This is a genomic window from Flavobacterium bizetiae (assembly GCF_024271895.1).
Lineage (GTDB): Bacteria > Bacteroidota > Bacteroidia > Flavobacteriales > Flavobacteriaceae > Flavobacterium > Flavobacterium bizetiae.
Genome location: NZ_CP091861.1, coordinates 2,688,851 through 2,709,149, shown reverse-complemented (window position 1 = coordinate 2,709,149; position 20,299 = coordinate 2,688,851). Strand labels below are relative to the sequence as shown.

General features: G+C 34.4%; 12 protein-coding genes. 8 read left to right on the top strand and 4 right to left on the bottom strand.

The genetic code is table 11. The features are described from left to right. Positions 1–192: 192 nt before the first annotated feature. Positions 193–669, top strand: a complete 477-nt coding sequence (locus L0669_RS11700) for a DUF6265 family protein (protein ID WP_263763677.1) — start codon at positions 193–195, stop codon at positions 667–669. Between the two features lie 57 nt (positions 670–726). Then, positions 727–1,464 carry a protein phosphatase 2C domain-containing protein gene (locus L0669_RS11695; RefSeq protein WP_263763675.1) on the top strand — a complete coding sequence of 246 codons (738 nt, stop codon included), beginning with the start codon at positions 727–729 and terminating at the stop codon, positions 1,462–1,464. 80 nt (positions 1,465–1,544) lie between these two features. On the opposite strand, the gene L0669_RS11690 is transcribed toward L0669_RS11695, so the two are convergent. Next, positions 1,545–2,705, bottom strand: coding sequence for an MFS transporter (locus tag L0669_RS11690; protein ID WP_263763673.1), 1,161 nt, complete (start codon positions 2,703–2,705; stop codon positions 1,545–1,547). Between the two features lie 259 nt (positions 2,706–2,964). Here L0669_RS11690 and L0669_RS11685 point away from each other — a divergent pair, with 259 nt between their 5' ends. The 5 genes from L0669_RS11685 (at position 2,965) to L0669_RS11665 (ending at position 13,190) form a co-directional block, all read left to right on the top strand. After that, the gene (locus tag L0669_RS11685) at positions 2,965–5,286 is read left to right on the top strand and encodes a TonB-dependent receptor (RefSeq protein WP_263763671.1); all 2,322 of its coding nucleotides are present in this window, start codon (positions 2,965–2,967) and stop codon (positions 5,284–5,286) included. 97 nt (positions 5,287–5,383) lie between these two features. Beyond that, the gene (locus tag L0669_RS11680; RefSeq protein WP_263763669.1) at positions 5,384–7,840 is read left to right on the top strand and encodes a TonB-dependent receptor; all 2,457 of its coding nucleotides are present in this window, start codon (positions 5,384–5,386) and stop codon (positions 7,838–7,840) included. Positions 7,841–8,356: 516 nt separating this feature from the next. Beyond that, positions 8,357–9,082 (top strand): hypothetical protein, encoded by a 726-nt coding sequence (locus L0669_RS11675; protein WP_263763667.1) that lies wholly within the window; start codon positions 8,357–8,359, stop codon positions 9,080–9,082. 281 nt (positions 9,083–9,363) lie between these two features. Further along, positions 9,364–11,670, top strand: a complete 2,307-nt coding sequence (locus L0669_RS11670; protein ID WP_263763665.1) for a TonB-dependent siderophore receptor — start codon at positions 9,364–9,366, stop codon at positions 11,668–11,670. A gap of 206 nt (positions 11,671–11,876) precedes the next feature. Continuing rightward, positions 11,877–13,190, top strand: a complete 1,314-nt coding sequence (locus tag L0669_RS11665) for an APC family permease (RefSeq protein WP_263763663.1) — start codon at positions 11,877–11,879, stop codon at positions 13,188–13,190. A 289-nt stretch (positions 13,191–13,479) separates the two neighbouring features. On the opposite strand, the gene L0669_RS11660 is transcribed toward L0669_RS11665, so the two are convergent. Further along, positions 13,480–16,116: a valine--tRNA ligase gene (locus tag L0669_RS11660; RefSeq protein WP_263763661.1), complete on the bottom strand. Its 2,637-nt coding sequence runs from the start codon at positions 16,114–16,116 to the stop codon at positions 13,480–13,482. Between the two features lie 242 nt (positions 16,117–16,358). Between L0669_RS11660 and L0669_RS11655 the strand changes: the two genes are divergently transcribed. Continuing rightward, complete coding sequence (locus tag L0669_RS11655; protein WP_065448298.1) at positions 16,359–16,739, top strand: DUF1573 domain-containing protein; 381 nt, start codon at positions 16,359–16,361, stop codon at positions 16,737–16,739. 756 nt (positions 16,740–17,495) lie between these two features. Here L0669_RS11655 and L0669_RS11650 read toward each other — a convergent pair. Beyond that, entirely contained in the window at positions 17,496–17,981 is a 486-nt protein-coding gene (locus L0669_RS11650) for a hypothetical protein (protein ID WP_263763659.1), read from the bottom strand. Between the two features lie 140 nt (positions 17,982–18,121). Then, positions 18,122–20,293 (bottom strand): OmpA family protein, encoded by a 2,172-nt coding sequence (locus L0669_RS11645; RefSeq protein ID WP_263763657.1) that lies wholly within the window; start codon positions 20,291–20,293, stop codon positions 18,122–18,124. Between the last annotated feature and the right edge of the window lie 6 nt (positions 20,294–20,299).

Genomic DNA, 20,299 nt, shown 5'->3' with positions numbered 1-20,299 from the left:
ACGAATTATTTTTCTATTTTGCTTGCGAATAGATATTGTAATCATTTTAATCTTTTAATCTGTGGCATTAATTTACTATTCAATTCATATAAATCAATTCGTGAAAATTAGGGTAATTGCTTCGCCTATTCCCTTCGGTCGGGTCGTGGCAAACATTTTTTTCATACTTTAGTACAATCAAAAACCATAAATATGTTTCAGAAAATTACTCTTTTAGCTCTTGTATTAATTGTTGCTTCTTGCCAGAAAAAAGAATCTGTAGAAAAAGATAAAATCAAAATTGCAGACTGGCTTATTGGCAATTGGGAAAACACATCACCAGATGGTACTTTAACCGAAGACTGGACAAAACTAAACGACAGTACTTTTAGCGCGACATCCTATTTCATTAAAGGAAAAGATACTCTGCATTTCGAAAACATTGTATTAACTCAAAAAGGAGAAACCTTAACTTATTTTGCTACTGTAAAAGGACAGAATGATGATAAATCGGTTGCTTTTCCATCAACTGCTGAATCTGATAAACAATTGGTTTTCGAAAATGTAAAACATGATTATCCTCAAAAAATCACCTATACAAAAGGCGCTAATAATACTTTGACTGCTGAGATTTCAGGGAATTTACAAGGAAAAGCTAGTTCTGAGAAGTTTGTTATGACTAAGAAGTAATAATTTTAATTGAAAAAAAATCCAGAATCAATACCAACAACAAGTACAAATAATTAGATGAGAATATATTCATCATTGCAAATTGGCGATTATCATCAAAATAATTGCGAAGATCATTTATTCATCGGTGAATATGGAAAAAATCACACTATTTGCGCTCTAATGGATGGTTGTACAACAGCATTAGAAAGTCAGTTTGCTTCTCTATTAGTTGGAAAAATTCTAAAAAAAATCTGTTTAGAAAAAGGCTACAAAGAATTTATTGAGAAAAACAATCATTCCCTCTCTCCTGAAGAAAATCTAAAAGTAATTCTACAAGCTTTGTTAAATGAGCTTAAAATTATAAAGAATCAATTGATGATTGATGAGAAAGAATTATTAACAACTCTAATTATTATTTTATTTGATAAAGTGCAACAGAAAGGTATTGTATTAGCCATTGGAGATGGTTTTGTCAATATAAATGGAAAAATAACCGAATTTGAGCAAGACAACAAACCTGATTATTTAGGTTTTCATCTTTCAGAAGATTTTCAAACTTTCTATAGTTCACAAAAACAAAAAATTGAATTCAATTCACTTGAAGACATCAGTATTGCAACGGATGGAATTTTTACCTTCGAAAAGCTATTGCCTTCTAAGTCAAAAGAAAAAATTGACGTTATTCAGTTTTTAACAATGGATCAAACAAATTCTGAAAAGAATGATATGCTTGATTTTAAATTAAAAAGGATAGAAAATGAGTTTGGTTTAAAACCAACAGATGATTTTTCTATGATTAGAATTATAGTTTAAAAATTACTCAATAACCATCCAAAAAGAAAAACCTTAGAACCTCAGCAACTCAGAACCTCAGCACCTTCAAAAAAAAAAATCTACTCGTTCTCCCCGATTTTGTTCACCATAAAAATCATCAATATCCCAAGAAATGCCATTACCAAAAACGCAAATTTCATACTTAAATACTCAGAGATAAACCCAACCATTGGCGGAACCAATAAAAATCCCAGGTAACCAATTGTTGATATCGAAGTTAATGCAGAACCACTGCTTAATTTTGACGATCTTCCGGCAATGCTAAATACTAACGGAACAACGCAGGAAACCCCAATTCCGATTAAGACATAACCGAAAATTGTTGTATAAATAAACGGTAGCAGAAAACAAATTAAGAATCCTAAAGTGATAAAAATACCACTATAAAGCAGGATTCGTTTTGTACCAAATTTCATTACGCCATAATCCCCAAACAAACGTCCTAAAGTTACTGCTGTCGCAAAAAATACAAATGCAGCACTCGTTAATTTTGGCGAAGCGTGTAAGATATTTTCAAAATAAATACCGCTCCAATCGTACATTGTATTTTCGCAAGCCATAGAAACAAAACAAATTATGGCAAACTTAATCAGATTTTTTTCCGGCATCGAAAAGAACTTCTTCTTTACCGGTACAGGTTCATTATGAATACTTAGCGGATAAAAACAAGCCGTAAGCGCCATCATAAAAACACTTACACCCAATAAATGATGCGCCGGCGCAATATGCCTTGACACCATTACATAACCTAAGCCTGCTCCTGAAAAAACAGCAATACTCCAAACTGCATGAAAACGCGTTATGATCGATTGTTTATATAATTTTTGAACCTCAAGCGATTGTGCATTAATCGATAAATTAAAAATATTACGTGAAGCCCCAAAAATTAAAAGGATAATGACCAACTGCCATACAAAACCTGCAAGTCCGGGTAAAGCCAGAACAACATTAAACATTACGGCTCCAAGCAACATGATATATCGGCTGCTGTATTTGTTTAATAATCTTCCTGTAAAAGGCATTGTAAGCATTAAACCAATAGGAAAAGCGAATAAAACAGTTCCAAATTCAGCTTCGGATAAATGCAACTGCGCTTTTATATGCGGTATTCTCGAAACCCAGGAAGAATATCCAAATCCGGAAAGGAAAAAAAATACAGTATTAGCTATTCTAAATCCTCTGGGTGTATTTTGAATTTTTTTAAAGAAAGGTAAAATCATGAAGCAATTTTTCAGATTGCAAAATTAAGCCTTTTGAAGTGTAACATCTACCCTTTTTTGAATTTTTAATAAAAGTCAGAAATTTAAGTCAGCTGCTATTCTTCCTTCAATAAAAAAATTGATTATTTACTTAAATATAACAAAAAGCGCATTAAATCATTCTTTATAAAATTTGTTAAGAAAATATTAATTTCTACATTTGCACTGTTTTTATTCATTCTAAATAAAAACAAAGAACTTAACCAAATTCAATATAAAAATGAAATATTCTACTGTGAAAACCTATCGTTTTCTATTCACAATCAGTTTTCTATTCTCGGTTTTTTGTTCATTCGCCCAACAAAATTTCGGAAAAATAAAAGGTACAATAACAACCTCTGATGGCGACGCTGCTGCCGGTGTAAATGTTATTCTTAAAAGCTCTAAATACGGTACTACTACCAACGATGACGGAACTTTTGAACTGAACAGAGTAAGAGCCAATATGTATATGCTGCAAATATCCTTAACGGGTTACGAAACTACTGAACAGGAAGTTGTAGTAGCAGAAAGTGAAACCTCTGCCATAACGCTGCAACTAAAAGTTTCGAACAAAGAATTGCATGAAGTTGTCGTAAATGGCAAGAAAAGCATCTTATCTAAAAAAACAGATTATGTGGCCAGAATGCCGCTTAAAAATCTGGAGAATCCGCAGGTTTACAGCGTGATTCAAAAAGAACTTTTACAGGAGCAAGTTGCTGTAGATATTAGGAGCGCAGTTATAAATGCACCTGGAGTAACCACAAAAATTTATCCGTCAGGAGGACTTGAAATTTCTTTTAGAGGATTTAGCACGGGAGTTAACGCCCGAAACGGAATGGAAAATATGACGGGTCGTAGTTCTATTTCTATAGATAATGCAGAACGCATTGAAGTGCTAAAAGGACCATCAGGAACTTTATTCGGATCGTCTGTTTCGTCTTTTGGTGGTGTTGTAAATCTTGTTACCAAAAAACCTTTTGAAGGTAAAAAAACGGAGGTTTCTTATACCGGAGGAAGTTTTGGATTAAACCGCCTTGCACTTGATATTAATACCCCATTAACGCCTGATAATAAAGTATTGTTCAGATTAAACACTTCTGTAAATACCGAAAAGAGTTTCTTAGATTATGGTTTTAATAAAACGTTCCTGATTGCGCCAAGTCTTGTTTACAAAGCAACAGATAAACTAACCTTAAGTGTTGATACTGAAATCTACAATGTAAACAACACCCGCCCTACTTACGGACGTTCGTATGCTCCGGGAATTACAAACCCAACTGATCTGCAAATAGATTACAGAAAAAGTTTATTTCATGATGACTTAGATGCCAAAACTTCGTCGACAAAAGTGTTTGTGCAGGCAGAATATCAATTGGCAGAAAACTGGAAATCTACAACGCTTTACTCTTTTATAGACGAAAATGTAGATCGCAGTTACCAATATTACACAAAATGGACTTCACCAACTGAAGTTCTAAGAAGTGTATCTCGTTTTGGACCAATATCAAATCAGTTTACGAACATACAAGAAAATATCAATGGTGAGTTTGCTACCGGAACCATCAAACACAAACTATTAGTAGGTGTAAATTACAGATTCTCAAAAGGTACTTTTAATTATGGTGCAACGCCGGTTCTGGACACGATCAATGTAACAAAACCTTTTGAGCCTATTCGAAAAAAACAAGTCGATGCAGCGCTGTCTCAACTTACATGGCCAGTTCCTGACGAACAAATATTTAGTGTGTATGCCTCAGATGTAATCAGTTTTACAGATCGTTTATCTGCCATGTTAAGTCTTCGTTTAGACAATTTCGTTCAGAAAGATCTTGTAGATGTTCCGGGATATAACCAAACGGCTTTGTCTCCTAAATTAGGTTTGGTGTATGAAGTAGTTAAAAATCAGGTTTCATTATTCGGAAATTACATGAACGGTTTTCAAAATTCAGGTCCCGTAAATCAGCCAGACGGAAGTTTGTTAGTACTAAAACCTGTTTATGCCAACCAATACGAAGGTGGTGTAAAAGTAGAAGCTTTCAATAAAAAATTAAGCACAACTTTAAGTTACTACAACATTACTATTGATAATGCGACAAGAACAACTCCCGACGGATATAGTGTTCAGGATGGTAAACAAATAAGCAAAGGTCTGGATTTCGAATTTATTGCGAATCCTATCGAAGGTTTCAACGCCGTGCTTGGTTATGCTTATAATGATAATCGAATCGTAAAATCGTCAGATGCTAGTATCGAAGGAAATAAAGCCAGCGGAGCACCTGAAAACGTAGTTAATTTTTGGTTGTCTTATAAATTTCAAAATATACTGAAAGATTTCGGACTTGGTTTTGGAGGTAATTATGTAGACAAACAATACAAATTCGAAGACGAAAGTTTCTATGCTCCTTCTTATTCTGTTTATAATGCTACTGTTTTTTATGAGCAGCCAACCTGGAGACTTGGTGTTAAATTCAACAATATAACAAACAAAGAATACTGGGATTCATATGGAATGGCACAAACTCCGGCAAATGTCTTAGTAAACTTAACGTTGAAGTTTTAAATACTATATATACAAAGCACCTCTAAATCCGGAGGTGCTTTTTAATTCTTATCAATTCAAAAAAAACTCTTTTAGAATAATTAATCAAACCAAAAAAATGAAGCATCTTAATCTACGCATTCAGCACTTTGCTTTTGCATTATGTTTTTTTCTAATCGCCACCAGCGCGATGTTTGCCCAACAAAACACAGGAAAAATAAAAGGAACCATCACAACCTCAGACGGCGAATTGGCAGTTGGAGTAAATATTATCCTTAAAAACTCCAAATACGGTACAATTACCAACGAAGATGGAGCTTTCGAATTTAGCCGTGTAAAAGCCAATACCTACACTTTGCAGGTTTCCTTAACCGGTTACGAAACACTTGAGCAGGAAGTAAATGTTGTTACCAATGAAACGACCTCGCTTGACTTGCAATTAAAAGTTTCTAACAAACAATTAAAAGAAGTTATCATTACCAATAACAGGGCAAAACTTTTCCCGAAGCAAAGTAATTATGTTTCGAAAATGCCTCTGAAAAACATCGAAAATCCACAAGTTTATAATGTTGTTTCGGCTGATTTATTAAAAGAACAAGCCATTACAAATTATGAAGACGCCATGAAAAACGTACCCGGAATTCAAAAAATATGGGAATCTACAGGTCGTGGCGGCGATGGAGGATCGTATTACTCTTTGCGTGGTTTTGAAACTCAGGCCAATATCGTAAACGGATTACCAGGTTTATCCAACGGAAGTTTAGATCCTGCGAATATCGAGAGAATCGAAGTAATTAAAGGACCATCAGGAACTTTGTTTGGGAGCAGTTTAGTAAGTTACGGCGGACTTATTAATACCGTTACCAAAAAACCTTACTCCGGTTTTGGTGCCGAGGTATCTTATCTTGCCGGAAGCTTTGGTTTAAACAGAGTTACTGCCGATGTAAATACTTCTGTAGACGATGCAGATAATGTAGGTATTAGAATTAATGCCGCTTACCAAACCGAAAACAGCTTTCAGGATGCCGGTTTTAGAACTTCATTTTTTGTAGCTCCGGTTTTATCGTATAAAGTAAACGAAAGACTATCTTTCCTGATTAGCACAGAGTTTATGCAGGAAGAAAAAACAACTCCTTCGATGCTTTTCTTAGGAAGAAATTCTCCCGTGCAATATGCCAATATGAACGATTTAAATTACAACACAAAACTTTCTTTCTATAGTAACGATTTGTCTATCAAAAACCCAAAATACAATTTGCAAGGTCAGATGAATTACAAAATCTCAGACCAATGGACTTCGCAAACGGCACTTTCAAGAGGTTCTACAAGATCAAACGGATATTACTCTTACATCTACGACAACGAAAATGGTCAGCGTGATTTTGGAATCCTGATTACCAGAGAGCAATCTCAAACCATAACAACTGATATTCAACAGAATTTTATTGGCGATTTCAAAATAGGAAATATGCGCAATCGACTTGTAGTTGGTTTAGATTATTTCTCAAAAAATACTATTTACAACGGTACAGGCTGGGCTTGGGTTTATAATGTAAACGCTCAGGGAGAAAAAAATTATATCGATCCCGCTACCGGACTTATTGTACCAGGAAATCCTGCGAGAGATCGTGTGCTAACACAAAGCTCAGTCGACAATATACTTTCTACCACCGGCGTAAAAGATAACAATATCAAAGATGCCACCTATAGCGTTTATGCCTCAGATGTCATCAATATTACATCAAAACTGATTGCAATGGCCAGTTTACGTCTGGATTATTTCGATACCGAAGGCAATATCAAAACAGATGCTGACGATTACAACCAAACCGCTTTATCTCCAAAATTTGGTTTATTGTACCAACCCATAGAAGATAAACTTTCGTTGTTTGCCAACTACATGAATGGCTTCAGAAACATCGGACCCATGATCAATGGCAGCACAGGAGTTTCAAAAACATTCGAACCAGAACATGCCAATCAATTAGAATTTGGAATAAAAGCCAATCTTTTGGGCGATAAACTAAATGCAACTGTAAGTTACTATGACATTAAAGTAGCCAATTTAGTTACTGCAGATCCTGCCGATATCAACAATAGTTTACAAGGTGGTGAAGCACAAAGCAAAGGTTTTGAATTCGATTTGAATGCAAACCCTTTTAAAGGATTCAATATTATTGCAGGTTATAGCTATAACGACAGTAAAGTAATCAAAGGAGATGAATCGAATGTTTGGTTAGAAACCGGAAAAAGACCAATCTGGTCAGGTCCTGAAACTTTAATCAACCTTTGGGCAACCTATAAATTTGATTACGGAAGTCTAAACGGTTTTGGTCTTGGTTTTGGAGGAAATTATGCCAGCGACAATGTTACCTTAGACAGTAAAGTAACCGGAAAATTTGTAATCCCATCTTATACCGTAATTAATGCTTCTGTTTTTTATAACGTAAGCAAATTTAGAGTCGCATTAAACATTAATAATATTACCAATAAAGAATATTTTAATGGAGGATGGTCTACTATAAACCCGCAAAAACCAAGAAATGTTGTGGCGAGTTTTACTTATAAATTCTAAACTCTAACGAATTGCATTGTCAAGCTGAGTGAACTGCATCGCCAGACTGAAAGAACCATATTGTCAGGCTGAGCGAAGTCGAAGCCCCTCGCTCCTACTATAAAACCCTTTGACTTCGCTCACAGAAAAACAAAAGAAAGATTGTCCTTTATTAGGATGATCTTTTTTTTTAGGAGCTAATCCCGCACCCGAGCCTGAAAGTGCGAACTGGCGAAGCAATTCGTTCCAATCTTTTGTGGCGAACAACGCCACAAAAGGATTTCCACTGCTATCGGGGCTAGGAAATTCGTTTTCATAACAATATTTTCGTCTGCTATATTTCATTTTGGAACTACAATATGCCAAGCAAATACCACTCAGAATTCTACAAAGATTGGCAATATACTTTACGAAATTACCCAACCCATTAAATTATTTTACTTTAAAAGTCTTTTTTTAAAGTTTTATTTTTAATTATTCTAAATAAGAGTTAAGTTTGTGAAAAATAATTTTTTAATAAAATTTAAACTTCATCTTATGAAATCTAAAACTTTAAAAACGATAACATTTTTACTTTTAATGTTAGTTGCAGCTCCACAATTATTTGCTCACGCCCTTTGGATCGAAACTAAAGCTACTGGTACAAAAGGAAAAGCTCAGGAAATATCTGTTTATTTTGGAGAATTTTCAGATAACGACATTACAAAAGCAGACAAATGGTTCTCTGATTTAAAAGATTTTACTTTAGTATTAGTTTCTCCTTCAAAAAAAGAAACAAAACTAACTTCTAAAGCATTAGATAATAAATATCAGGCATTTTTTACTCCGGATGAAGATGGAGTTTACACTATTGTAATGCACCACAAAGTAAAAGACGTTTACGGAACTATGGTTTTAGATTACAATTCAAGCGCTACAGTAGTAGTTGGAAATAAAACTGCAGGAAACTATGCAACTGCCAACAATAATGTAATTGGGGTATTTAGCGAAAACGCAGACATCGCAAAAAAGAATGTAAAAATTGATGGATTTGCTTTATACGAAGGTGCTGCTGCAAAAGAAACAAAAATTAAAGTAATTGCTCCAAATGGTTGGGAAAAAGAATTATGGACAAACGATAAAGGTCAATTTTCTTTTACACCAATCTGGTCTGGAAACTATATGGTAGAATACGCTCATACTGAAAAAGCCTCTGGCGATCATAATGGCAAAAAATATGATGAAATCTGGAAAATGGCTACTTACCAAATCACGGTTAAATAAGTAATGCTTTTTTAAGTATTAATACAATTAACCTTGTTCTTTTGGGCAAGGTTTTTTTTATGCTCAACCATTAAATCTTTAAATGAAATAAAAAGAGAGTATTAGACCAATTCACCTTCAGATCTCAAAAAACAATAAATTAAAAAAGCAAAATCTTAAGCAAATCTTAAGACAAAACTAATCAAGTTTTAAGTAAGAAAATCTATCAATATATTTTGTTAAAACATATAAGTGACCTTATATTTGCAAAAAGTTATTTTTATTCAATCTAAATAAATACCATGAGATATAAATTACTATTCGCTTTATCTTTTATAAGTATTGCTACTTATAGTCAGGATTATGCAAAGGCAGACAACACCTCAACAGCAAATGATACTGTAAAAAACAAAAAGGGAGAAATTCTGAATGAAGTTTTAATTACAGCAAATAAGCCTAAAAAACCAATCGAAGCGGCACGTTCAGGAATCAAAGTAATGGATTTACCGCAAAGTGTTCAAATCATTGGCAGCGAAATAATCGAAGAGCAACAAGCAATTAGATTAAGTGAAGTAGTAAAAAACCTTAACGGAGTTTATGTAGGATCTGCTCGTGGTGGCGCTCAGGAATCTTTTTTCTCAAGAGGTTACGATATGTCTGCCAACAATATGTTTAAAAATGGCTTTCGTTACAACGCAGGTTCAATACCGGAAGTTTCATCTCTAGAAAAAGTAGAATTCTTAAAAGGAGGTTCTGCTTTGTTATACGGAAACGTTGCTCCTGGTGGAATCATGAATTTAGTAACTAAAACTCCAAAGTTTACACAAGGTGGTGAATTATCCATGCAAATGGGAAGTTACTCTTTCTACAAACCATCTTTAGATATTTACGGACCGTTAAACAAATCTATAGCTTACCGATTTATCGCTTCTTACGAAAACTCAGAAAGCTTTAGAGATTACGTAAAAAACGAACGTATCTACGTTAACCCTTCGTTCTTATTTCATCTTTCAGATAAAACACAAATTACAGTTCAAGGGGATTATTTAAGCGCAGACTGGACTCCTGATTTTGGTACAGGAATTTATGGTAAAACAATTTTAGATTTACCTCGTAACGAATTTTTCGGTTCACTTTGGTCAACAGCAAATACAAAATCGGCAAGTGCTTCGATGTTGTTTAATCATGATTTTAATAAAAACTGGAAATTAAATTTTAATTCTTCTTATCAATCTTACCGCAGAACTCAGACTTCAACAGCACAATTAAGTACAATTGATGCCAACGGAAACTGGAAACGTGGTTTAACAAAAGCTGATGGTGCAGAACAAATATTTGGCGACCAATTGAGTTTACAGGGAACTTTTAATACCGGTAGCGTTAAACACCAGATTTTTACAGGAGTTGATTACGAAAATTCTCTTGCTCCAAGTTATACTTTTGGATTCTATAATCCGGCAAAACCTGCAGACCTTATAACAACAGAAGCTACAGCTATAAACTTATATACTTACGATTACAGCACACAAAGTCGTGATATTCCTTACCCTTCAAGAACTACTCAATTAACAAGTACAGAAACACAACGTTTTGGAGCTTATTTTCAAGATTTGGTTTCGATCAATAAATATGTAAAAGTTCTGGCAGGATTACGTTGGTCTTGGCAACAAGCCGAAGCTACTACTACAAAAGAAGTAATCGAGAAAAAGAACAATGTAAATGTTATTACAACTACTTACGAAAATGCAATTCCGGTTACAGGGGCTAAAACCTTAAACAAAGCTTTTTCGCCTAAAGCAGGATTAGTAATTCAGCCAACGACAGATTTATCACTTTTTGCAAGTTATTCGAACTCGTTTACACCAAATACCGGAACAACAGTAGATTCAAAACCGTTAGATCCTTCGATTATTGACCAGTATGAAGTGGGTATCAAAAAAGATTTCTGGAAAGGTCTTTTAAGTACAAACGTTACTGTTTATCAAATAACAAATAACAATCTGGCACAAACTGCGCAATTTTTAGCCGATGGTGTAACACAAAATGCTAACACCAATTTCAAAGAATTAGTAGGTGCTACAAAAGGAAAAGGTGTCGAAATAGATATCACTGCAACTCCTGTTGAAGGCTTGAATATTTTGGCAGGTTACAGCTTTAATGAAACTAAAGTTTCTAAATCATCAGGAACAAACGGAAGTCTTGTAGTAGGCGATATATTAGCAAGAACTCCTAAACATACAGCCAATTTAAGTTTCTTCTACAAATTGCCAGAGGGCTTATTAAAAGGATTAACTTTTGGAGCAATTGCCAATTATGTAGGTGACCGTACAGGAGGTTGGAACGATGATTATTTATGGACAGCTGTTACACCAACTCCTGCAAATCCAAAACCGGATCCAGCATACATTATAACAATCAGAGATCGTGATATTCCGTTAAAAGGATACACAACAGTTGATGCTTCTTTAGGTTATGAGTGGAGAAAATTTTCAATCTTATGTAGATTATCAAACATTACAAACGAATTGAATTATACAGTTCACGAAAATTATAGTGTGAACCCTATCGCGCCTCGTCAGATCATGACAAGTCTTAGATACAAGTTCTAAAAAATTGAATTAGATGTTAATTTTCCAAAGCTTTTTCTGCATTTTCATTTTTTGAAAAACAGAAGAAGCTTTTGGTTTTTTAACTAAAATGCAAAACCTCATTTAGTAATAAATGAGGTTTTTTGTTGACACAAACGAAAGTCTTCGAATTGTATTACTTTTACCGTGCAGATACTTTATATCTCATCAAAAAACAAACTCTAGATATGTCAGATTCCAAGAAAAACCAATTAAAGAAAAGTCTCGGTTTAAGTTTTAATATTGCCGTATTAATTGGAGGAACAATAGGAGTTGGAATCTTACGTACACCAGGCGCCATTGCGGGGTTATTAGACAATTATTGGTTAGTTATTGCTTCCTGGCTCTTTGGCGGATTATTTGTTTTAATAGGTGCTAATTCGTATGCCGAGTTGGCCACAATGTTACCTAAAGCCGGAGGATCTTATAATTATATTAAAAGAGCTTTGGGCGAATATGCCGGATTTTTATCAGGCTGGTTCGATTATATTACCAATGTTATTCCGCCTGCCTTTTACTGTATTGTTATCAGTGAATATATTATCATTTTATTTCCTGATCTTCGAAACTACTCTACCGAAATGGCGATTTCGCTTTTGGTCGCTTTTGTATTACTGCATTTAAGCGGCGTAAAAAACGGAAGCTTTATTCAGCAAATTACTAGTTTATTAAAAGTCATTTGTTTCTTTGCCTTGCTTGTAGCTTGTTTTATGTATACAGGCGTGAAATTAGCGCCAATTCCAAAAGACAATTCCCTTGTTCAGATTGGTTTATTATTTGGATTTTTCAAATCGCTTCAATTGATTATAGGCACATATAATGGCTGGAATAGTGTTTGCTTTTTTGCCGAAGAAAACGACGATCCAAGCAAAAATATCCCGAAATCATTATTTAGTGGAGTCTTACTTGTAATCGCTATTTATGTTTTATTGAATGTGGCTTTCTTTCACGTTTTACCCATAGAAACCATAGCAAAATCAAATCTGGCTGCAGCCGATGTTGCCAACGTCATTTTCGGAAAAAACGGAGCCATTATCGTTACGGTGATTTCTATATTCTCTCTAATCAGTATTCTAAATGCCTTCATGATGATTCCGCCCAGAATCCTGTACGGACTAAGCCGCGATGGTTTTTTTATAGAAAAAGGAACAGCAGTTAATAAAGGCGGAACCCCAATTGTAGCACTTTTGGTTTCATCACTTTTTAGTTTGTTTTTAATTTGTATTGGTTCATTCGAAGTCTTATTTTCGTTTGCTGCCTTTACTTCTATTATCGTTTGGGGACTGGCTTATTTTTCTCTTATAAAACTACGAATTTCAGAACCTGATTTACCAAGACCTTATCGTTCGATCTGGTATCCTTTTACAACAATTATCGCTATTATAGCTTCGCTAGCCTTATTAATAGGTTTTATTTACAGCGATCCTAAAAGTTTTGCTATTATTGTTGCCATCACGTTGATTTCCTATCCTTTATTTTTGGTTTTGAGGAGGAAGAAATAATAATTGATGTTTTTTTATAGCCACGAATTCACGAATTATTTACAATCAGATTATAACCTAATCTTGTCATTTCGAAGAATGAGAAATCTCCGCAAGAAACTAACACAATCAAAATTGAAAATCTTTGTAGAGCTGCTAACGAGGATTTCTCATTCTTCGAAATGACAAACTGTGTGGTAATCAATCTTTGTCGCTTTCCGCGTGTGATTTCTCCTTTCAGTCGAAATGACAAAATACAAAAAAAGCTGTCCAAATGGACAGCTTTTATATTTAAAAAAAAATCTAATTCTTATTTCAAACCAGCAATACTTTGCTCGATTGTAGCAATTTTTGCTAAAGCATCAGCTTCTTTTTGTTTTTCGTTTGCCAGGACTTTCTCTGGTGCTCCGGCAACGAATTTCTCGTTTGATAATTTTGCCTGAACTGATTTTAAGAAACCTTGCGTGTAAACTAATTCTGCAGTAAGCTTTGCAATTTCAGCCTCAACATCAATATTTCCTCCTGAAATCGGGATGAAATATTCATTTGATTTTACACGGAAAGATAACGCTCCATCTACTTTAGCCGAAACATATTCGAAAGCAGTAATGTTTCCTAATTTCGTTACGATGGTATCAAAATAAGTCGAAAGACTTTCGCTGTTGATGGCTTTTAATTCGATAGCATCTTTAAACGGAATATTTTTATCTTTTCTAATCGTTCTGATTCCTGAAATTACTTCGATTGTGCTTTCAAAATCAGCAATTAAACCTGCATTGAAAGGTTTTAATTCTGGCCAGGTTGATACAATTAAAGCTTCTTCCGGAGTTCTGTCTGTAATTAAGTGCCAAATTTCCTCAGTTAAGAAAGGCATAAATGGGTGAAGTAATTTTAAGTTACTTTCTAACATTTCGATTGCTTTGTCAAACGTTGCTTTATCAATTGGTTGTTGGTAAGCCGGTTTGATCATTTCAAGGAACCAAGAACAGAAATCATCCCAAACCAATTTGTAGATCGCCATTAATGAATCTGAAATTCTGTATTTCTCAAAATTATCCTCAATATCAACCAAAGTTTGTTGCAACTTCGCTTCGTACCATTCGATTGCTACTTTTGATGATTCCGGCTGCGGGATTGTTTCAGAAACTTCCCAACCTTTAATCAATTTAAACGCATTCCATATTTTGTTTGTAAATGATTTTCCTTGTAGGCATAATTCTTCATCAAACATAATATCGTTTCCTGCAGAAGCACTTAAAAGCAATCCTACACGAACACCATCGGCACCAAATTTTTCGATCAAGTCTAAAGGATCAGGAGAATTCCCCAATGATTTAGACATTTTACGACGTTGTTTATCACGTACTAAACCTGTTAAGTATACATTTTTAAACGGTTTTTCGCCTGTATATTCGTAACCGGCAATGATCATTCTGGCAACCCAGAAAAATAAAATATCCGGACCTGTAACCAAGTCATTTGTTGGATAATAATATTTAAAATCTTCGTTTTCAGGATTCACAACACCATCAAAAACTGACATTGGCCATAACCAAGCAGAAAACCAGGTATCTAAAGCATCAACATCTTGTCTTAAGTTGTCGGTTGTTAGTTGTTGGTTGTTGGTTCTTTCTTTTGCTAAAGCTAAAGCATCTTCAATGTTTTCAGCAACTACAAAATCTTCTTTTCCGTCTCCGTAATAAAAAGCAGGAATTCTGTGTCCCCACCATAACTGACGAGAAATATTCCAATCGCGAATATTGTTTAACCAATGCGCGTAAGTGTTTTCGAAACGTTTCGGGTGTAATTTAATATCTCCTGTTTCTAAAACCGACTTAATTGCTGGTTTTACTAATTCTTCCATTTTTAGGAACCATTGATCTGATAATCTTGGTTCGATTACCGCTTTGGTTCTTTCAGACGTTCCTACTTTATTCAAATGGATTTCGGTTTTTGCCAAAGCTCCAATTTCTTCCAACTCTTTTGCAATTTCAGTACGAACTACAAAACGGTCTTTTCCCTTATAATGTAATCCGAAACTATTTAGTGTAGCATCTTCATTAAAAATATCAACGATTTCAAGATCATGTTTCTCTCCAAGCGTTTTATCGTTCATATCGTGAGCAGGAGTTACTTTCAAACATCCTGTTCCGAATTCTACATCTACATATTCATCTTCGATAATAGGAATTACACGACCACAAATAGGAACGATAGCTTTTTTACCTTTCAAATGTGTGAAACGCTCATCATTCGGGTTAATACAAATTGCAGTATCTCCAAAAATAGTTTCCGGACGCGTAGTTGCAATAGTCAGAAAATCTTCAGATCCTTCAATTTTATATTTTAAGAAAAATAATTTCCCTTGTTGTTCTTCGTAAATAACTTCTTCGTCAGACAAAGTCGTTTTAGCTTCCGGATCCCAGTTTACCATTCGGTAACCTCTGTAAATTAATCCTTTATTATATAGGTCAACAAATGATTTAATTACCGCTGCCGACATGTCAGGATCCATCGTAAATTTGGTACGTTCCCAATCGCATGAAGCACCTAGTTTTTTAAGTTGCTCTAAAATTGTTCCACCATATTTATGCGTCCATTCCCAAGCATGTGCCAAAAACTCTTCGCGGGACAAATCGTTTTTATTGATTCCTTCTGCTTTTAATTTTGCTACCACTTTTGCTTCAGTTGCAATAGAGGCGTGATCCGTTCCCGGAACCCAACAAGCGTTGAATCCTTTAAGACGTGCTCTACGAATTAAAACATCCTGAATAGTATTATTCAACATATGTCCCATATGCAAGACACCAGTGACGTTGGGAGGAGGAATTACAATAGTATACGGCGTTCTATGATCTGGTTCTGAATGAAAATAATTGTTTTTCATCCAGTAATCATACCATTTGTTCTCAATCGTCTTAGCGTCAAATTGTGCTGGAATTGTCATTTATTAGGCTGTTTAATCGTTAATTCGTTTAATCGTTAATTCGCTCATTTGTTTAATCGTATTGAATGTTTTCATTCAACTATTAAACACTTAAACAAATAACCAAATAAACTTTGGTTCAATTTTTGTAATTATATTGACAGCAAAAGTAAATAATTAAGTACACTATAAAAAGCGAATTAATAATTTGTGTGTTAATTAAAAGAATGTATATTTACTTACAACTTAAAAACAAATTTAAAATGAAAAATGTAGCCTCTTTTATTGCTGTCGTATTGTTTAGCGCAATAGGTTATGCACAAAACGGCCCAAAAATTGAATTTGCAGCCCAAGACAATACCATCGATTATGGAAAAATTTCAAAAAGCGACAACGGACTTCGCTCTTTTGAATTTACAAATACAGGCGATGCACCACTATTAATTACAGGTGCAGAATCTACTGTAAGTTCTATCGTTGTTACAAAACCCGCAGCAGCAGTTATGCCTGGTAAAAAAGGTAAAATTGATGTAAAATACAACATGGTTTCAGGTCCAATTCGTAAAACAATTACTGTTGAAACTAATGCTGTAAACTATCCTGATGGCCGAGTTGCCCTTAAAATTAAAGGAGAAGTTTTATAAAAAAAATAAAAATCCAAAAATAGTAAAAGCCGTTTCTTAATAAGGAACGGTTTTTTTTATGCCCTTTTTCCCCTAAACAATCCTAATCGCAAAAAACTTCTTTACAACATATATTATAACCATACTTTGGGCGAGACACCATCCCGCAAAGAGGGCAAAAATTCTTTGCGCTTATACGCCCTCTTAGCGCGATGCTGTCGGGCTATCCACGTTACAAGGTAACTTGCTCCTATCCCTCTCGCGAGCGAACGGACGTTTTAATTAGTCTCAGTATTCAGTTTTCAGTCAAAGTTTTCAGCATAAAGTTTTCAGCATAAAGTTTGTCATCCTGACGAAGGAAGGATCACACGCGGAACTCTGCAAAGATTGACGATTTTGATTGTGGAGTTTCTAGTCACAGTTTTTAACGTAAAGTTTGTCATCCTGACAAAGGAAGGATCACACACGGGATTCTACAAAGATTGGCAATTTTGATTGTGGAGTTTTCAATCGCAGTTTTCAGCTTAAAGTTTGTCATCCTGACGAAGGAAGGATCACACGCGGGATTCGGCAAAGATTGGCAATTTTGATTGTGGAGTTTCTAGTGTGATCCTTCCTTCGTCAGGATGACAAGATTGTGGTCCTTCGACTCCGCTCAGGGTGACATTCCTGAAAAAATACACAGTAACAATGATGGGATCTATAATAATAAAACCCGACAGGTTTTAAAAACCTGTCGGGTCTATTATAATGATAAATCTTTGACAAAGATTCTCGCTATTTTTTCTCAACACATTCAGTAGTCGAAAATTTATATTTTACGCGATCAAAATCGATTGGTTTATCTTTTACCAAATAAGTTACGCCCATTGTGGTTTGCATGGTTCCGTTACCTAAAATAAGCTGATTGTCTCGTTTTAAAAATGCCATCGGATTTTTGAACGTTCTGTCTTTATTTGTTTTTTCCTTAAAAGTATAATCTGCAAACAAAGTATCTCCGTGAAATTCTCCGGCAATTTCACCAAATTTCTCTGGAGAACCTGCCACTTTCATCAGCATATCTCCTGAAAGTTTTCCGTTTTTTAAAGTATTCAATTTTAGATCGATAGTATCTTTTTCATATACTGCTTTATAGCACTGAACACTTACAACTTTTTCGCCTTCGGCTTTTGCAGCTTCAGCTTCTTTTTGTTTTTCATCATTTTTACAGCTTTGAAGTCCAACACAAGACAAAAGCAAACAAGATATGACTAAGTTTTTCATAGATTATTATTTTTAGGTTCGTTGTTATTTTATAAAGTTAAATAAAAAAGAAGCCAAAAAAAAGACTTCCCAATTAAAATTAAAAAAACCTAACAGGTTTTTAAAGCCTGTTAGGTTAACTTACTGTATGCAAACGAAGTCTATAAATTCTTAATCACAAATTCAGATCTTCTGTTCAACTCATGTTCTTCTTCAGAGCAGGCGTCATCTGTTTTACATTTTATAATTGGCACCGATTCTCCGTAACCTTTCGCCTGAACTCTTTTGGCATTAATGCCTGACTCTATGATAAAATCCCTGGTCGAATTGGCTCGTTTTTGAGATAAATTTTCATTAAACTTTTCATTTCCTCTTGAGTCTGTATGAGATCCTATCTCAATTACCATATCCGGATATTTCTTCATTAAAGCTACAACACGACTTAAGATAACTTTAGATTCCTTACGTATGTACCACAAATTGTAGTCAAAATAAATAGGATCTGTTTTGATGATCAATCTGTCTTTGTCTCTTACAACATCTTTTTCATCAATTAAAATCTGCTTTATTTTTTCCTTTTTCTTAACTTCTGTCGCCGCAATTTCCTCTGCTTTTTCTTTCTTCTTAATTTCTGCCGCTACAATCTGATCTGCTTTTGCTTTTTTCTGCGCTTCTTTTAATGCTATAACCGCCAAAGCTTCTTTTTTCTTATTCTCTTCTTCTATTATAATTTGTTGTTTTCTTTTGTTTTCGGCAATTTGCTGTTCTTCTTGTTTGATCACTTCAAGAGATTTTAATGCCATCGAAGCATCATTACTCGCGTCTCTTGTTTTTCCTGAAGACAATGATTTCGATTCGCTTGTATATTTTTCTTTAGAAGCTAAAACAGTAAACGAACTTTCACAGGAAACGGTAAAACTGAACTTTCCGTCGGCACTTGTAATAATCGTATTCAAAATCTTTTTATCTGAATCCTGCAGTATTACAATGGCATTTTCTAAAGCCAATTTGGTATCAACATCTGTAATTGTTCCTGCAATAAACTGTTTGCAATCTTCTACAATTAACTCTTTGGTTTCTTTAAACCAATAAATATCGTCCTTTCCTTTTCCGCCCTCTCTATTCGATGCAAAAAAACCTTCTTTGGTATTTGAATCTACATTAAAAGAGAAATCGTCTGAATTAGAATTTAACGGTAACCCAACATTTACCGGTTTTGAATATTCGTTTCCGTTAATTTCTGAAACAAAAACGTCCAGAGAGCCATATCCTAAATGTCCGTCTGAAGAGAAGTAAAGTTTATTATCAGCTGAAACAAAAGGAAATTGTTCTCTTTTATCTGTATTAATAATAGGTCCCAAATTTTTAGGCGTATCAAACGCTCCTTTATTAATGTTTACCGAATAAATATCAAAAGAACCTAAACTTCCCGGCATATCCGAAGCAAAATACAATACTTTTTCATCAGCACTCAATGCTGGATGTTCTACTGAATAATTCGCACTATTAAACGGAAGTGAGGTGATATTTTTCCATTTTCCGTCTATCAGTTCCGCTTTAAAAATCTGAAGGTTTGAGATTTTTTTATCGTCTGTTTTTTTGCTTCCTTTTTTAGAATTGTTTCTTGTAAAGTAAATTGTCTTGCCGTCTTTTGTAAAAACAGCATTCGATTCGTGCATTCCGGTTTTTAATTCCTTAGCAAAATAATGAGTAGTAGAATCGGCTGAATTGATATTTTTAATCGGAATCTCCACTAAATTCAAATACGTTTCATCATCCCATTTGAACTTTTTATCGAATAATCCGGGTTTTAGTTTTACTGCTGCAAAAACCAAATTATCATTGTATCGTACAGCTCCAAACTCAGAATTGGGTGTGTTTATGACTAAGTTTTTTATCTCGAATCTTTTGCCAATTGCCGACACGTTTTCTAATGTCTTAAGTTCTTTTTCAAAATTGACAATATCATCAGCATTCCCTGATTTTGCATAATATTCTTTTAACGCTGCATTGGCATCATCATAAGCATTGGTTGCTTTTAAGGTTTGAGCATATCTGAAATAATAATTTCGATCTAAATTATTACTGTAATTCTGAATTAGAAGCCTGTAATAGCGTTGTGCTTTTATTAAATTATTGGTATAAAAATAAGAGTCTGCCAGGTTTTTAATAATTTCCTGCGACGGTTTTTCCTGAGCTAATTTTTCATAAAGTACAATGGCTTCGCTATAATAGGTCTTATCAAAAAATCGTTTGGCTCTTGCGAGTTCGAGATCCTGAGCATTTATAAACTGTATAGAAAATACGAATATAATAACGAGTAGTTTTTTCATATTTTT

What these genes read in the sequence shown, in the direction of transcription:
- L0669_RS11695 (WP_263763675.1), top strand. Translation starts at nt 727, where the DNA reads ATGAGAATATATTCATCATTGCAAATTGGCGATTATCATCAAAATAAT.
- L0669_RS11680 (WP_263763669.1), top strand. Translation starts at nt 5,384, where the DNA reads ATGAAGCATCTTAATCTACGCATTCAGCACTTTGCTTTTGCATTATGT.
- L0669_RS11670 (WP_263763665.1), top strand. Translation starts at nt 9,364, where the DNA reads ATGAGATATAAATTACTATTCGCTTTATCTTTTATAAGTATTGCTACT.
- L0669_RS11655 (WP_065448298.1), top strand. Translation starts at nt 16,359, where the DNA reads ATGAAAAATGTAGCCTCTTTTATTGCTGTCGTATTGTTTAGCGCAATA.
- L0669_RS11685 (WP_263763671.1), top strand. Translation starts at nt 2,965, where the DNA reads ATGAAATATTCTACTGTGAAAACCTATCGTTTTCTATTCACAATCAGT.
- L0669_RS11650 (WP_263763659.1), bottom strand. Translation starts at nt 17,981, where the DNA reads ATGAAAAACTTAGTCATATCTTGTTTGCTTTTGTCTTGTGTTGGACTT.
- L0669_RS11665 (WP_263763663.1), top strand. Translation starts at nt 11,877, where the DNA reads ATGTCAGATTCCAAGAAAAACCAATTAAAGAAAAGTCTCGGTTTAAGT.
- L0669_RS11690 (WP_263763673.1), bottom strand. Translation starts at nt 2,705, where the DNA reads ATGATTTTACCTTTCTTTAAAAAAATTCAAAATACACCCAGAGGATTT.
- L0669_RS11660 (WP_263763661.1), bottom strand. Translation starts at nt 16,116, where the DNA reads ATGACAATTCCAGCACAATTTGACGCTAAGACGATTGAGAACAAATGG.
- L0669_RS11645 (WP_263763657.1), bottom strand. Translation starts at nt 20,293, where the DNA reads ATGAAAAAACTACTCGTTATTATATTCGTATTTTCTATACAGTTTATA.
- L0669_RS11700 (WP_263763677.1), top strand. Translation starts at nt 193, where the DNA reads ATGTTTCAGAAAATTACTCTTTTAGCTCTTGTATTAATTGTTGCTTCT.
- L0669_RS11675 (WP_263763667.1), top strand. Translation starts at nt 8,357, where the DNA reads ATGAAATCTAAAACTTTAAAAACGATAACATTTTTACTTTTAATGTTA.